Source organism: Saccharopolyspora sp. NPDC049426 (assembly GCF_040676935.1).
Taxonomy (GTDB): domain Bacteria; phylum Actinomycetota; class Actinomycetes; order Mycobacteriales; family Pseudonocardiaceae; genus Saccharopolyspora.
The window spans coordinates 265,956-281,494 of sequence record NZ_JBFAPZ010000011.1; the positions used below are offsets into that span (position 1 = coordinate 265,956).

The following is a 15,539-nucleotide window of genomic DNA, read 5'->3' on the forward strand; positions in this document are numbered from 1 at the left end:
CCTCAGCGGTGCCCGAAGGAGCGGAACCGGGAGAACAGTCCCTGCCTGCCGTTGCCGTTGGCGGTCACCGTCGGCTCGGGCTGCTCCTCGCCGCGCAGCTTGGCCAGGTCGCGCAGCATCTCGGACTGGGTTTCGTCGAGGTTCGTCGGAACCACGACGTCCAGGTGGATGTGCAGGTCGCCGTGGCCGCTGACCTTGCCGTTGGAGCGCAGCTTGGGCAGCCCGCGTCCGGTGATCACGTGCTCGGTGCCGGGCTGGGTGCCCGCCTCGACCGCGATCTCCTCGCGCGAACCGTCCAGCGTCTCCAGCAGCAGGACCGTGCCCAGCGCCGCCGCGGTCATCGGCAGTTCGACGTTGCAGTGCAGGTCGGCGCCGTCGCGGGTGAACCGCTCGTGCGGCAGCTCCTCGACCTCGACGAACAGGTCGCCCGCCGGGCCACCGCCGGGACCGACCTCGCCCTCGCCGGCGAGCCGGACGCGCATGCCGTCGCCGACGCCCGCCGGGATCTTGACGGTGATGGTGCGCCGTGCGCGGACCCGGCCGTCACCGGAGCACTGCTGGCAGGGGTCGGTGATGACCTCGCCGAAGCCGCGGCAGACCGGGCAGGGGCGGGACGTCATGACCTGGCCCAGGAAGGAGCGCTGCACCGACTGCACCTCGCCGCGACCACCGCAGGTGTCGCAGGTCGATGGCGCGCTGCCGGCCTTCGAACCACCGCCGTCGCAGACGTCGCAGAGCACCGCGGTGTCCACGGTGATGTCGCGGTTGACGCCGCTGGCGCACTCCTCCAGCGTCAGCTCCAGGCGCAGCAGGGCGTCGGAACCGGGCTGCACGCGGCTGCGCGGGCCTCGGCCACCGCCGCCGCCCGCGCCGCCTCCGAAGAAGGCGTCCATGATGTCGCCGAGGCCGCCGAAGCCGGCGAACGGATCGCCGCCCGTGCCGCCACCGGCGCCGCCGTTGCCCAGCGGGTCCCCGCCGAGGTCCACGACCTGGCGCTTCTTCGGGTCGGAGAGCACCTCGTAGGCGGTGGTCACCTCCGCGAACCGCTCTTGAGCCGCCTCGTCCGGATTGACGTCGGGATGCAGTTCCCGGGCGAGTTTGCGGTATGCGCGCTTGATCTGCTCGGGTGTCGCGTCCTGGGAGATCCCGAGGGTCGCGTAGTAGTCCCTGGCCACCTTCTCCGTACTTCCTCTGCTCGATTAAGTCGAGTGAATGCCGGTCATGCCGGTGCGAACCTCACCGGCCGTCCAGGATCTCACCCACGTACGCGGCCACGGCACGGACCGCCGCCATCGTTCCGGGGTAGTCCATGCGGGTCGGGCCGACAACGCCCAGACCGCCCAAGACCATGCCATCCGAACCGTATCCGGTGGAAATCACCGAGGTCGTCTGCATCTCCAACGCCTCGTTCTCCGCCCCGATGCTGACCCGGACGGTACTCGAATCGCGGGCGGCGGCGAGCAGCTTGAGCACCACCACCTGCTCCTCCAGGGCTTCGAGGACCTGGCGCAGCGAGTTCGGGAAGTCAGCGACGTTGCGGGTGAGGTTGGGCGTGCCGCCGAGCACCATCCGCTCCTCCGGGTGCTCCACGAGCGACTCGATGAGCACGCCGCAGACCCGGATGAGCACGTCCCGCAGTTCCGGCGGGGCCTGGTCGGGCAGTTCGGCCACCGCGGCGGAGGCGTCGGCGAGCCGCTTCTCGGTCATCGCCGAGTTGAGCACGGTCCGCAGCCGGGCCACGTCGTCGTCGGTGATGACGTCGCCGAGGTCGACCATCCGCTGGTCGACGCGGCCGGTGTTGGTGATCAGCACCAGCATCAGCCTCGCCGGGGTGATCGTGACCACCTCGACGTGCCGGACGGTGGACCGGGTCAGCGTCGGGTACTGGACGACGGCGACCTGCTGGGTGAGCTGCGCGAGCAACCGCACGCTGCGGCGCATCACGTCGTCGAGGTCCAGAGCGCCGTCCAGGAAGTTGCGGATGGCGCGGCGTTCGGGACCGGTCAGCGGCTTGACCTCGTGCAACCGGTCGACGAACAACCGGTAGCCCTTGTCGGTGGGCACCCGTCCGGCGCTGGTGTGCGGCTGGACGATGAAGCCGTCCTCCTCCAGGGCCGCCATGTCGTTGCGCACGGTGGCGCTGGACACACCGAGGTTGTGGCGGTCGACCAACGCCTTCGAACCGACCGGCTCCTTGGACGACACGAAGTCGGCCACGATCGCCCGCAGGACCTCGAAGCGGCGTTCATCCGCGTTCACCCGCGCACCTCCTCAACAGCCTGCCCAGCGGATTTCGCGGTAACCCTGGCCCACACCTATCCGCGCACCCGAAGCTCGGGGCTCTGGGCGCCCACATCGAGTTTACGGTGTTCGTCCCCCAGAACCGAGAGCCGCAGCTCGCACCCGCGCAGGCGTGCGGCAGCGCTGCTACTGACGGAGCCGTGGAGCCGTCCAAGCGCGCAACGTCCCGGCGATTTCCGGAACATCGAGCTCGCCGGAGGCGATGGCCACCACGAACTTCTCACCGTCATCAACCGTCGGAGCGGTCAGGAGAACACCGTTGATCCAGTAGAAACCGAAGGTGCCGACCCACCCGAGCCGCTCGTTGCCGTCCACCAACGCGTGGTTGCGGACGAGCGAATGCAACAAGGCCGCCGCTTTGTCGTGCACCGTCGGATAGGCGTCCTTCCCGAAAACGGTTGCCTGTGCGCGTGCGAGCGCGCCCTGCAGCAAACCCCAGTCTCGAACCTCCGGTTGATGCCCCAGTGCACGTGTCGCGGCGAGGACCAGGTCATCGATGGAGGGAAACCTGGTCACCTACTGACCCAACCTCTCGATGAGCTCGGCGTCTCGCTGCACCACGAAGTCGACGGCCTCCGCGAACGAGACCTCACGCCGGGCCGTGTACTCGCGAATGGCCTGGCGCGCAACGTCCTGCATCGAACGGTGCTCGTCTTCCGCCGCTTGACGGAGAGCCTCTGTTTCCTCGTCTGTCAGCCGCAGAGTCATCGCCATGACCGCATGATACCGCGCGATACCAAACGATGTCAGGCGAGGAGGTCTTGGACGACCGCGTCGGCGAGGAGGCGGCCGCGGTCGGTGAGGACGCAGCGGCCGTCGGCGAGGGCGTCGGGCTCCAGCAGGCCGTCGGCCGCGGCCTGGTCAGCGGCTCGGCGGCCCGCGTCGTCGAGGGTCCGCACCGACAGGCCGCTGCGCACGCGGAGTTCGAGCATGACGCGCTCGATGCGCTGGTCCTCGGCGGTGAGCAGTTCGCGGGCCTGGGCCGGGGAATCGCCTTCGGCGAGGGCTGCGGCGTAGCGGGCGGGGTGCTTGACGTTCCACCAGCGGACGCCACCGACGTGGCTGTGCGCGCCCGGACCGGCGCCCCACCAGTCACCGCCCTGCCAGTAGCCGAGGTTGTGGCGGCACTCGGCGTCGGCGTCGCGCGCCCAGTTGGAGACCTCGTACCAGTGCAGACCGGCCTCGGCCAGCTTGGCGTCGATGAGCTCGTAGCGGTCGGCGAGGACGTCCTCGTCGGGCATCGGCAGTTCGCCGCGGCGGACCTTGCGGGCCATGGCCGTGCCGTCCTCCACGATCAGCGAGTACGCCGAGACGTGGTCCACGCCCGCTTCCAGCACCGCGTCCAGCGAGTCGCGCAGGTCCTGCTCGCGCTCCCCCGGCGTGCCGTAGATCAGGTCCAGGTTGACGTGCTCGAACCCGGCGGCGCGAGCCTCTCGGGCGGCGGCAACGGCACGCCCCGGCGTGTGGGTGCGCTCCAGCACGCGCAGCACGTGCTCGGCGGCCGATTGCATGCCGAGGGACACACGCGTGAAACCGGATTTTCGAATGCGTTCGAAGAACTCCGGGGAGGTCGACTCCGGGTTGGACTCCGTGGTCACCTCGGCCCCGGCTGCCAGGCCGAATGTGTCCCGAATCGCATCGACGACCGCACCCAGCCGTTCAGCGCCCAGCAGCGAGGGCGTTCCGCCTCCCACGAAGACGGTCTCAGCGGCCGGCGCGGGACCTCCGGAGAGGGCCTTCGCGCCGAGCTCCAGCTCGGCTCGCAGACCGTCCAGCCAACTGCCGAAACTGGCCGAAGACCCCAGCTCATCGGCGGTGTAGGTGTTGAAGTCGCAGTACCCGCAGCGGGTGGCGCAGAACGGCACGTGGACGTAGACGCCGAAGGGGCGCGAACCCAGCCCGGTCAGGGCCGATTCGGGGAGGCTCCCGTCGGCCGGGGCCGGTTCGCCGGTAGGGGGTTGAGCAGGCACGCTTCCACTGTCTCACCATGCGGATGGGGTTGGTCCCGCCGGTTCACGCGTGGCACGCTGCGCGACGTGGGTGCGACTCTGCCAGAGCTTCTCCTGGTCGCCCGCAGGTACGTTGACCTGCGGCGGGTGGCCAGCGCGCTCTGCCTCGGCAAGGTCTGATCCCCCGCCGTCTTTTTGTCTTGTTCAGTCGGCGCCGGGCCTCCGAGGAGTGAGAGCCGTCACGCCGACGGTACTTCCACGCGGAGGCTTCGCGCCTGGAAGTCCCGGAGGTCGCGGACATGGCTCCCCCCACGGAATCGCCTGCTCGTCCTGCCCGCAAGCGCAAGACCCGCGGCGAGGGCCAGTGGGCGCTCGGTTACCGCGAACCGCTCAACGCAAACGAGCGCTCCAAGAAGGACGACAACCCGCTCAACGTGCGCGAGCGGATCGAGAACATCTACGCCCACCGGGGCTTCGACGCGATCGACCCCGGTGACCTGCGAGGCCGCTTCCGCTGGTGGGGCCTGTACACCCAGCGCGCGCCGGGCATCCCCGGTGCGCGCACCGGCACGATCGAGCCCGAGGACCTCGACGACCGCTACTTCATGATGCGGGTGCGCGTCGACGGCGGTGCGCTGACCACCGAGCAGCTGCGGGTCATCGGCGAGGTGTCGCAGACCTACGCGCGTGACACCGCCGACATCACCGACCGGCAGAACGTCCAGCTGCACTGGGTCCGCGTCGAGGACGTGCCGACGATCTGGCAGAAGCTCGAGAGCGTCGGGCTCTCCACCACCGAGGCCTGCGGCGACTGCCCGCGCGTGATCCTCGGTTCGCCGGTGGCGGGCATCGCCGCCGACGAGATCATCGACGCGACCCCGGCGATCGCCGAGATCACCGAGCGCTACATCGGCGACCGGTCGCTGTCGAACCTGCCGCGCAAGTTCAAGACCGCGATCTCGGGTTCGCCGCGCTGGGACACGGTCCCGGAGATCAACGACATCTCGCTGGTCGGCGTGGTCCACCCGGAGCACGGTCCGGGCTACGACCTGTGGGTCGGCGGCGGTCTGTCGACCAACCCGAAGCTGGCCGTGCGCCTGGGCGCCTGGGTTTCGCAGGAGGACGCCGCCGAGGTCTGGCACGCGGTCGTGCAGATCTTCCGCGACTACGGCTACCGCCGCCTGCGCAACCGGGCCCGCCTGAAGTACCTGCTCGCCGACTGGGGCGCGGAGAAGTTCCGGCAGGTGCTGGAGGACGAGTACCTGGGCCGCAAGCTGATCGACGGGCCCGCCCCGGAGACGCCCTCGGGTCACCGCGACCACCTCGGCGTGCACCGGCAGGTCGACGGCAACCACTACGTGGGCGTCAAGAGCGCTGCCGGCCGGGTGAGCGGTTCGACGCTGATGGAGGTCGCCAAGGCCGCCGAGCGCGTCGGTTCCAAGCGGGTGCGCACCACCGTCGAGCAGAACCTGCTGGTGCTCGACGTGGCCGAGTCCGACGTGGAGGGTCTGACCGCGGACCTCGCCGAGCTGGGCCTGCACGCCGACCCGTCGCCGTGGCGGCGCGGCGTGATGGCCTGCACCGGCATCGAGTTCTGCAAGCTCGCCATCGTCGAGACCAAGCAGCGGGCGATCGACCTGGTCTCCGAGCTGGAGAAGCGGCTCGCCGACGTGCAGGCCGGTGTCACCGACCCGGTGACGATCAACCTCAACGGCTGCCCGAACGCCTGCGCCCGGACCCAGGTCGCCGACATCGGGCTGAAGGGCCAGATGGTCCCGGACGGCGACGGGAACCAGGTCGAGGGCTTCCAGGTGCACCTGGGCGGTGGCCTGGCCATCGACACCGGGTTCGGCCGGAAGATCCGCGGCCACAAGGTCATCTCCTCCGAGGTCGGCCCCTACGTGGAGCGGCTCGTGCGCAACTACCTGGACCAGCGCGAAGAGGGCGAGCGGTTCGCGCAGTGGGTCGCCCGCGCCGAGGAAGACGACCTCAAATGAGCGAGCGGGCGGTGCCGCAGTGCTGCCCGTACTGCGGCGACGAGGACCTCACCCCGGAGGAAGAGCCCTCCGGGGCCTGGAAGTGCCACGCCTGCCGACGGGTCTTCACCGTGCGGCTGGTCGGGTTGGCGCTGGGAGGGAACGGAGACTGATGACCGCCGAAACCACCACACAGATCGGATCGCGACGCAGCGACGAGGAGCTCAAGGCGCTGGTCGACAAGGCCGCGCCGGAGCTGGCCGACGCCACCGCGGAGGAAGCGCTGCGCTGGGCGGCGGAGCACTTCGGCGACGGCAGGCTGATCGTGGCCTCCAACATGCAGGACGCGGTGCTGGTCGACCTGGCCGCCAAGGCCATGCCCGGCGTGGAGATCCTGTTCCTGGAGACCGGCTACCACTTCGCCGAGACCATCGGCACGCGCGACGCCGTCGAGCAGGTCTACGACGTGAAGATGGTCAACGCGCTTCCCGAGCAGACCGTCGCCGAGCAGGACCAGGCCGAGGGTCCGCGCCTGTACGAGCGCGACGCGCAGCGCTGCTGCTTCCTGCGCAAGGTCGTCCCGCTGCGCAACACGCTGTCCCGCTACGAGGCGTGGGTGACCGGCGTGCGCCGGGTGGAGGCGCCGACCCGCGCCAACACCCCGATCATCACCTGGGACGACCGCAACGGGTTGGTGAAGGTCAACCCGCTGGCGGCGTGGTCCGACGAGGAGATGCAGCGCTACATCGACGACAACGGCGTGCTGGTCAACCCGCTGGTTCCCGCGGGGTATCCGTCCATCGGATGCCAGCCCTGCACCGCCAAGCCGCAGCCGGGCGCGGATCCGCGCAGCGGGCGCTGGGCGGGCAGCTCCAAGACCGAATGCGGATTGCACGGCTGAGTTCTCAGCGCACACGAGCACGACTTCGACCCGGGTGCGGGTGTCCGGGAGACGACGGAGGGGAAATGACCACAGCAGACACCGAGGTGTCCGCGCCGCCGCAGGTGGACAACCTGGCCGCGCTGGAGTCCGAGGCGATCCACATCTTCCGCGAGGTGGCCGGTGAGTTCGACCGGCCGGTGATCCTGTTCTCCGGCGGCAAGGACTCCACGGTGCTGGTGCACCTGGCGATCAAGGCGTTCTGGCCCGCTCCGGTGCCGTTCTCGCTGCTGCACGTCGACACCGGGCACAACTTCCCGGAGGTGCTGGACTTCCGCGACGACATCGTCGAGAAGCACCAGCTTCGCCTGGTCGTGGCCGAGGTGCAGGACTACATCGACGACGGTCGGCTGCAGGAGCGCGCCGACGGCACCCGCAACCCGCTGCAGACCCAGCCGCTGCTGGACGCCATCGGCGACAACAAGTTCGACGCCGTCTTCGGCGGCGGTCGCCGCGACGAGGAGCGGGCCCGCGCCAAGGAGCGCATCTTCAGCCTGCGCAACGCCTTCGGGCAGTGGGACCCGCGCCGGCAGCGCCCGGAGCTGTGGAACCTCTACAACGGGCGGCACCGCCCGGGTGAGCACGTGCGCGTGTTCCCGCTGTCGAACTGGACCGAGCTGGACATCTGGCGCTACATCCAGCGGGAGAAGATCGAGCTGCCGGAGATCTACTACGCGCACCGCCGCGAGGTCTACCTGCGCGACGGCATGTGGCTGACCTCCGGCCCGTGGGGCGGTCCGCGCGACGGGGAGAACCCGGAGTCCAAGACGGTGCGCTACCGCACGGTCGGCGACGGTTCCTGCACCGGCGCGGTCGAGTCCGAGGCGTACACCGTGGACGACGTCATCGCCGAGGTCGCGGCCAGCCGCCTCACCGAGCGAGGCGCGACCCGCGCAGACGACCGGATCAGCGAAGCCGCCATGGAAGACCGCAAGCGCGAGGGCTACTTCTGATCCCGCCCGTCCTCCGTTCTCCCTCCCACTGCCACCAGGAATGGGTTTCCAGACGATGACCGAGACCACGACTCGCACCGCCCCGGACAGCGGCACCGAGGTGACGCTGCCGGTGCACACCGATCTGCTGCGACTGGCCACCGCGGGCTCCGTCGACGACGGCAAGTCCACGCTGGTGGGTCGGCTGCTGCACGACACCAAGTCGGTGCTGGCCGACCAGCTCGACGCGGTGCACCGGGCCAGCGCGGACCGCGGCCTGGCCACCCCTGACCTGTCGCTGCTGGTCGACGGCCTGCGCGCGGAGCGCGAGCAGGGCATCACCATCGACGTGGCCTACCGCTACTTCGCCACGCCGAAGCGCACCTTCGTGCTGGCCGACACCCCCGGCCACGTGCAGTACACCCGCAACACCGTGACCGGTGCCTCGACCGCACAGCTGGCGGTGCTGCTGGTCGACGCCCGCAACGGCGTCGTCGAGCAGACCCGGCGGCACGCGGCGGTGCTGGCGCTGCTGGGCGTGCCGCAGCTGGTGCTGGCCGTCAACAAGATCGACATGGTGGACTTCGACGAGGCGACCTTCACCCGCATCGCCGAGGAGTTCGCCCTCCACGCCAGGGCTCTCGGCTACGCCGACGACGCCGTGGTGACCATCCCGGTGTCGGCGCTGCTCGGCGACAACGTGGTGGAGCGCTCCGAGAACACGCCCTGGTACTCCGGCCCGTCGCTGCTGGAGCACCTGGAGAGCGTGCCGGTCGCGCCGGACCCGCACGACGTGCCGTTCCGGATGCCGGTGCAGTACGTGATCCGGCCGCGCACCGCCGAGCACCCGGACTACCGCGGCTACGCGGGCCAGGTCGGCGCCGGTGTGGTGCGGGCCGGGGACGACGTCGTCGTGCTGCCCGCCGGGGTGCGCACCAAGGTGTCCAAGGTGGACACCGCCGACGGCGAGCGGGCGGAGGCCGCGGCGGGTCACTCGGTGACGCTGCTGCTGGAGGACGACGTCGACATCTCGCGCGGCGACCTGATCGCCGCGGCGGAGACCGCGCCCCGGCTGACCGACGAGCTCGACGCCACCGTGTGCTGGCTGGCGGAGAAGACGCTGAACCCGGGCGCGAAGGTGCTCGTCAAGCACGGCGCCCGCACCGTGCAGGCGATGGTCACCGAGCTGTCGGCGCGCTTCGACGAGCAGCAGCTGACCAGCGTCGCCGCCCCGGACTCGTTGCAGCTCAACGAGATCGGCCGGGTGCAGCTGCGCACCGCCGAGCCGCTGCCGGTCGACGACTACGCCGACAGCCGCCGCAACGGCTCCTTCCTGGTCATCGACCCGGCCGACGGCACCACCCTGGCCGCGGGCCTGATCGGCGTGCCGCTGGCTCCGTTCGCCGAAGCGTCGCGATGACCACCGCGCCGCTGGTCGCCGTCGCGCACGGCAGCCGGGATCCGCGCTCCGCCGCGACGATCCACCGGCTGCTGGACGTGGTGCGCGCGCTGCGGCCTGAGCTGGACGTGCGCGTGGCGTTCCTGGACCTGTCCCAGCCGCTGCTGGGCGACGTCCTGGACGCCGTGCGCGCCGACGGGCACCGGGAGGCCGTGGTGGTGCCGCTGCTGCTCGGCCACGCCTTCCACGCCCGCGTCGACGTGCCCGCCGCCGTCGCCGACGCGCAGCAGCGGCATCCGGACCTCCGGGTGCGCATCGGCGACGTGCTGGGTCCGGACCCGCGGCTGGACGCCGCGGCGTGGCGCCGCCTGCTGGCAGCGGGTGCCGACCCCGACGATCCGGAGCTGGGTGTTCTGCTGGCGGGCGCGGGCTCGTCGCACGCACCGGCCAACCGCCTGGTCGCCGACGTCGCGGCCCGCTGGCAGTCCCGCACCTCCTGGGCCGGAACGGTCGCGACCTTCGCGGCTGCCGCGGCCCCGGACGTCCCGGCGGCCATCGAGCTGCTGCGGGCCCGCGGTGCGCGGCGGTTCGCGGTCGGGTCCTGGTTCCTGGCGCCGGGGCTGCTCCCGGACCGCATCGTCGAGCTGGCCCAGGCCCGCTCGGACGCTCCGCTGATCGCGGGTCCCATGGCCGATGATCCGGGCGTGGCCGATCTCGTCCTGCACCGCTACGACCTGGCCACCGTCGACGCACCGCTGCCCGTCCCGGCGTGAGAGTGGGCAGCTCGTCTCGCGCGCAACGGTTTGGCGAGAATTCGCCAAGTGGGTTCGCCGTCGCACCTGCATCTGCATGATGTGATCTGTGCCGTTCACGCCAGGGTTGCGCGCGCAGGAGGTCGCTCCGCGATGACGTCGATCCCGCACCTGATCGCGCGGGTGCGCCCCGAGTTCGCGCGCAGCGAGCAGGACAAGTCCTGCCACTTCTTCCCGCTCCCGAACGGTGACCCGCTGCCCGATACCCTGCGCGCCTACTGCGGTTTCAGCATCGCCCCCGGCCAGGCCGAGGCTCTGGACGGGCCCGCGGGGATGCCGTGCCTGGGCTGCTTGATGGCCGCGGCGCTGTCCGACTGAACCCCCGGGTCCGTCCGGGTGAACCATTGCCGTCCCGATCTACGTGTGATCCACCGGACCGCACCGCCGAGTTTCACTCAGAGTTGTTCTCTCAAAGACTACGATTCATCCCATGAGGTCATGAGAGAGTGCATGGCGGCGCTTGAACGGGGAACCGGCAGCTCACCGTGCATCGCTACCCCGTCAGGCCCACGCGATCGAGTGACCGTCGCTGTGGGGGCGATCAATGCAAGGCTGGACAGGGAGTCAGGGACAACAGGTCGAGATGAACACGCAGCAGCCGAGTCGACCGGTCATCACACCGGCTATGCGGGAACAGGCCAAGAAGCAGCCCAACACCTGGCTGTACGTGGTCGACCCGATCTTCACCGACCCCAACGCCGAAGTGCCGCCGTGGGGTTTCATCGGCGGTTACCGCGTCGACGAGCAAGGTGAGATCACCGACGACTTCTCCCCCAACCCGAACTACCGGCCCTCCCCCGTGGCGCTGCGGCTGCCCGCGCCGACCAACGACGTCGAGCGCGCGCTGCAGCTGACCACCACCGGGTACGCGCAGGGCCACTCCCTGCTCGCCGCGATGCTCGACTCCGAGCTGATCCTGTTCGCCCAGCCGCAGGGCAGCGGGCTGTTCACGATGGAGCACGAGTCGGGCCGCCGCCAGCTGCAGGTGTTCACCTCCGAGGGCTTCCTGCCGCCGAACTGGACGACCTGGCAGCGCATGACCGGGCGGCAGCTGGCGACCAACCAGCTGACCGGCGTCGACCTGCAGATCAACCCCACCAGTCCAGTCAAGGCCCGGATGCCCGGTGAGGACCTGGTCAAGATCGCCGCGTCGGTCCCGCCGAAGCCGGCGGGCGTTCCGATGTCGCCGCCCGCGGGCACCCTCATGCCTCCGGTCCCCGCGGCAAGCCCGGTCTCGCCACCCGCAGGCACCCCGATGTCACCGCCCGCGGGAACACCGGTCTCACCGCCCGCCGGGATGCCGGCGCCCACCGCGACTCCCGCGGTCCCGGTCGGTCCCGCGACCCCGATCGTTCCCCAGCCCCCGGCCGCTCCGGCGGACCCGGCCGAGACCGAGTTCGGCCGCCGATTCCTGGGCTCGATGCTGGCCGGAGCGATCGGCGACGCGCTGGGCGCGCCGGTGGAGTTCTACCCGATCGACCAGATCCGCAGCCGCTTCGGCGAGGACGGCGTCACCGAGTACGACCGCAGCGGCGAGCACCCGGGCGAGTTCACCGACGACACCCAGCTGACGCTGTTCACGCTGGAAGGGCTGATCCGCGCGCACAGCCTGGCCCGCAGCGGCGACTCCGCCGGTCCGCTGCCCACCGTTCAGCTGGCCTACCAGCGCTGGCTGCACACCCAGGGCTACGCGTGGATGCGGTCGGCCGGGCCGTTCGCGGCCAAGCACCCCAAGGCCAACGGCTGGCTGATCGAGCAGTCCGACCTGTTCGCCGTGCGCGCGCCGAACAGCGGATCCATCAGCGCGCTCCGCGAGTTCGCCTCGGTGGGAGCTCCCGGCACGTTCGAGCGGCCGATCAACGACTCCGACGACTGCGGTGGCGTGGTCAGGGTCGCCCCGGTCGCGCTGTGGTCGGACGACCCGCGCTCGGTCTTCGAGCTCGCCGCCGCCACCGCCGCGCTGACCCACTCCCAGCCCAACGCCTACCTGCCCGCCGGTGTGCTGGCGGTGCTGGTGCACCGGCTGCTGCGCGAGGAGTCGCTGCCCTCGGCGCTGAAGCAGGCCCGCGAACTGCTGGCCGCCTACCGCGATCACGAGGACACCGACCGCGCGCTGCAGGCCGCCGAAGACCTCGCTGCGAAGGGCAAACCCACTCCCGAGCAGCTCAAGGACACCCTCGGCAGCGGCTGGGCCGGGCACGAGGCGCTGGCCATCGCGGTGTGCGCGGCGCTGTGCACCGACACCATCGCCGACGCTCTGATGCTCGCGATCAACCACTCCGGCGACAGCGACTCGACGGCCTCGATCTGCGGCAACATCGTCGGCGCCCGCAACGGGGCCGCCGCGCTGCCCGGCGTGTGGCTGCGCGACCTGCGGCAGCGCGAGGTCGTGGAGTCGCTGGTCAAGGACGGACTGCTGGAGTTCCGGGGCACCCCGCCCACCGGGGACGCGTGGGCCAAGCGCTACCCCGCCTCCGGCGACGTCTCCGACCTGGACTTCGCCTCGTCGCTGCCCCGCGCCGAGAGCCCAGCTGAGAGCGCGGAGGCGCCGGCGGAGACCGACGAGGCGGAGGACGCCGCGCCCGAGGTGGCGCCCGAACCGGAGGTGGAGCCCGAACCGGAGGTGGCCGCCCCGCAGGTCGAATCCGTCGTCTCCCCACCGGAATCGGCCGCACCGCCACCGCCGTCCTCCCCGGAAGACCTGCGCACGCAGCGGATCCTCGGGATGCTGCTGGGCGCCGCCGCCGGTGACGCGCTCGGATTCCCCATCGAGGCCGACTCGCTGGCCGAGATCCGCGCGAAGTACGGCGACTCCGGGCTCATCGACTACGTCGACGGACACCACCCGGCCGGGTCGATCAGCGACGAGACCCAGCTGACCGCGTTCACCGCCGAAGGACTCATCCGCGCCTCGACCGCGCGCCGCGAGAACGGGTCCGCCGACCCGGCGGCCCACGTGCAGCAGGCGTACCAGCGCTGGCTGCACACCCAGGGCGTCGAGTGGGCAGAGGCCGGGGGCAGCGCGGAGGAACCGGACGGCTGGCTGATCGGCCAGCGCGAGCTGTTCGACCGCCGCGTCCGCGGTATGACCACGATGCAGGCGCTGCGCGGCTTCGCGGGCGGCAACGCGCCGGGTTCGCTGGACAAGCCGCCGAACGACGCGGCCGACTGGGGCGCGGTGATGCGCGCGGCTCCGGCGGCCCTGTGGTCGGACGACCCGTCCGAGGCGTTCCGCACCGGGGCCCGCACCGCGCTGCTCACCCACGGCCACGTCAGCGCCTACCTGCCCGCCGGTTCGCTCGCCGTGCTGGTGCACCAGCTGCTGGCCGACCGCTCGCTGCCGCAGGCGGTGGACCGCACGCTCCTCGAACTGTCCGAATGGGACGGTCACGAGGAGACGATCACCGCGCTGCGCAAGGCCGTCGAGCTGGCCGCGACCGGCACGCCGACGCCGGAGCAGATCGAGGAGACCTTCGGCACCGCGCACTCCGGCGCCCAGGTGCTGGCGATCGCGGTGTGCGCGGCGCTGACCCACCCGGAGTCGTTCCCGGAGGCGTTGGTGCTGGCCGCGAACCACTCCGGCGCCAGCGACTCCACCGCGTCGATCTGTGGCGGCATCATGGGCGCGGCGCACACCGCCTCCGCGATCCCGCAGCACTGGCAGGACAAGCTGGAGCTGCGCGAGACCCTGGAGTTCCTGGCCGCCGACGCGGACCTGGAGTTCGGCCCCAACCCGCCGTCCGGTCAGCTGTGGGCGGCGCGCTACCCGGTGCCCGAGGAGCAGCCGGTCGAGGCGGAACCCGAGGAAGTGGTCGCGGCCGAGGAGCCCGAACCGGAAGCGACCGAACCGGAAGCGGCCGAGCCGGAAGCGGCCGAGCCGGAAGCGACCACGCCGGAACCCGGCGAGCCGGAACCTTCCACGCCGGATGCGGCGGAGGAAGCGACGGCCGCGGCCGAGGAAGCCCCCGCCGACAAGGACGACTCCGACGACGGGTTGTCCGACGAGGAACTGCGGTTGCTGCTGGCGTGGCGCAAGTTCCGCGACAACGACGACGGCAACGGCAACGCCGACCTCACCCACGGCCTGCACAAGCTCCTGGTGGAGGCGTTCGGCGAGGAGCGCGCGGCGCAGCTCATCGGCGAGTCCGCACCCGAGGAAGCCGAGGTCGACGACGAGGTCGAAACCGTCGAGGAGGAGCAGGTCCGGCCCAGCCGCCGCGACCGGCTCGCCGGCTGCGTGCTCGGCAGCGCCGCGGGCGACGCCCTCGGCGCGCCCTGGATGTTCAGCGACCTGCTCACCACGCTGCGCGAGAACCCCGACGGGGTGCGCGCGCACGCCGAGCTGTTCGGCCGCCTCGGCGCCGCCACCGCCTACACGCAGCAGACCGCGTTCGTGCTGGCCGCGCTGAGCGGGGAGAACCCGGACCGGCCGTCGTTGGTGCGGGCCTCGCTGCGGGACTGGGTGCGCACCCAGGGCGGTCGGCCGACCCCGGACGGCGGCGGCAAGCTCAGCGACGTGGAACCCCTTCGCGCGCAGCGGTTCCCGGACGAGGCGACGCTGACCGCGGTGGCCCGCTGGGGCGACCGGGCCGAGAACCCGACGCCGGGCAACCCGCCGAACGACGCCCGCAACGCCGCCGCCACCGTGCGCGGTGCCGTCGTCGGTTTCGAAGCCACCGATCCGGCCGAGGCGATCACGCTGGGCGCCGGCATCGGCGTGCTCACCCACGGCCACCCGGACGGTTACCTGCCTGCGGCCGCGCTGGCGGGCCTGGTGTGCGGGCTGGACGGCGGCCGGACGCTGATCGAGGCCGTGCAGTCGGTGCTGGCCGAACTCGATCGGATGGAGGGCGCCGAGAACACCGCGCGCGGCCTGCGCGCCGCAGTCGAGATCGCCACCGGCGGTCCCGTGTCGCCGACGGTGCTGGAGTCGCTGGGCCTGGGCTGGCACGCACCGGAAGCACTGGCCATCGCGGTCGTCGCGGCGCTGTCGCACCCGAACTCGGTGGCCGACGCGATCTCGCTCGCGGCCACGCACGCGGGCAACAGCGCGGCGACGGCGGCGATCTGCGGCGCGCTGATGGGCACCGCGCGCGGCGTCGAGGAGCTGCCCGAGGAGTGGGTCGACGGGCTGGAACTGCGGGAGGTCCTGGATCGTCTGCTGGCCGAGATGGATGCCTCCGAGGTCGAGGCGCCCGAACCCCAACCCGCCGCCAACAGCGCCGGATAA

The 15,539-nt window shown here is 71.4% G+C and carries 14 protein-coding genes; 9 read left to right on the forward strand and 5 right to left on the reverse strand.

Annotation, left to right across the window (positions count from 1 at the left end):
• Window positions 1–2: 2 nt before the first annotated feature.
• The 5 genes from dnaJ to hemW form a co-directional block, all read right to left on the reverse strand.
• A complete protein-coding gene (gene dnaJ / locus AB0J78_RS24335) occupies window positions 3–1,175 on the reverse strand; it encodes a molecular chaperone DnaJ (RefSeq protein WP_363792726.1) in 1,173 nt (390 codons plus the stop codon).
• Window positions 1,176–1,236: 61 nt separating this feature from the next.
• Window positions 1,237–2,259, reverse strand: coding sequence for a heat-inducible transcriptional repressor HrcA (hrcA, locus tag AB0J78_RS24340; RefSeq protein WP_363792727.1), 1,023 nt, complete (start codon window positions 2,257–2,259; stop codon window positions 1,237–1,239).
• A gap of 168 nt (window positions 2,260–2,427) precedes the next feature.
• Window positions 2,428–2,817, reverse strand: a complete 390-nt coding sequence (locus AB0J78_RS24345) for a Fic family protein (protein ID WP_363792729.1) — start codon at window positions 2,815–2,817, stop codon at window positions 2,428–2,430.
• On the reverse strand, window positions 2,818–3,015 hold the full coding sequence (locus AB0J78_RS24350; RefSeq protein WP_363792731.1) for a ribbon-helix-helix protein, CopG family: 198 nt from the start codon (window positions 3,013–3,015) through the stop codon (window positions 2,818–2,820).
• A gap of 32 nt (window positions 3,016–3,047) precedes the next feature.
• Window positions 3,048–4,271, reverse strand: a complete 1,224-nt coding sequence (gene hemW / locus AB0J78_RS24355; protein ID WP_363792733.1) for a radical SAM family heme chaperone HemW — start codon at window positions 4,269–4,271, stop codon at window positions 3,048–3,050.
• Window positions 4,272–4,337: 66 nt separating this feature from the next.
• Here hemW and AB0J78_RS24360 point away from each other — a divergent pair, with 66 nt between their 5' ends.
• From AB0J78_RS24360 to AB0J78_RS24400, 9 genes are all read left to right on the forward strand, one after another.
• Window positions 4,338–4,430 (forward strand): putative leader peptide, encoded by a 93-nt coding sequence (locus tag AB0J78_RS24360; RefSeq protein ID WP_363792734.1) that lies wholly within the window; start codon window positions 4,338–4,340, stop codon window positions 4,428–4,430.
• Window positions 4,431–4,549: 119 nt separating this feature from the next.
• On the forward strand, window positions 4,550–6,247 hold the full coding sequence (locus AB0J78_RS24365; RefSeq protein ID WP_363792736.1) for a nitrite/sulfite reductase: 1,698 nt from the start codon (window positions 4,550–4,552) through the stop codon (window positions 6,245–6,247).
• The gene (locus tag AB0J78_RS24370; protein WP_132679448.1) at window positions 6,244–6,399 is read left to right on the forward strand and encodes an Insertion element protein; all 156 of its coding nucleotides are present in this window, start codon (window positions 6,244–6,246) and stop codon (window positions 6,397–6,399) included. Before AB0J78_RS24365 ends, AB0J78_RS24370 begins: the two co-directional genes overlap by 4 nt.
• Window positions 6,399–7,127, forward strand: a complete 729-nt coding sequence (locus AB0J78_RS24375; RefSeq protein WP_363792738.1) for a phosphoadenylyl-sulfate reductase — start codon at window positions 6,399–6,401, stop codon at window positions 7,125–7,127. The genes AB0J78_RS24370 and AB0J78_RS24375 overlap by 1 nt, the downstream gene beginning before the upstream one ends.
• A gap of 65 nt (window positions 7,128–7,192) precedes the next feature.
• Window positions 7,193–8,119: a sulfate adenylyltransferase subunit CysD gene (cysD, locus tag AB0J78_RS24380; RefSeq protein WP_363792740.1), complete on the forward strand. Its 927-nt coding sequence runs from the start codon at window positions 7,193–7,195 to the stop codon at window positions 8,117–8,119.
• Between the two features lie 55 nt (window positions 8,120–8,174).
• Window positions 8,175–9,518 carry a GTP-binding protein gene (locus AB0J78_RS24385; RefSeq protein WP_363792742.1) on the forward strand — a complete coding sequence of 448 codons (1,344 nt, stop codon included), beginning with the start codon at window positions 8,175–8,177 and terminating at the stop codon, window positions 9,516–9,518.
• Complete coding sequence (locus tag AB0J78_RS24390) at window positions 9,515–10,270, forward strand: sirohydrochlorin chelatase (RefSeq protein ID WP_363792743.1); 756 nt, start codon at window positions 9,515–9,517, stop codon at window positions 10,268–10,270. The genes AB0J78_RS24385 and AB0J78_RS24390 overlap by 4 nt, the downstream gene beginning before the upstream one ends.
• Window positions 10,271–10,402: 132 nt before the next feature.
• Window positions 10,403–10,627 (forward strand): hypothetical protein, encoded by a 225-nt coding sequence (locus AB0J78_RS24395; RefSeq protein ID WP_363792745.1) that lies wholly within the window; start codon window positions 10,403–10,405, stop codon window positions 10,625–10,627.
• A 265-nt stretch (window positions 10,628–10,892) separates the two neighbouring features.
• A complete protein-coding gene (locus AB0J78_RS24400) occupies window positions 10,893–15,539 on the forward strand; it encodes a type VII secretion system-associated protein (protein ID WP_363792747.1) in 4,647 nt (1,548 codons plus the stop codon).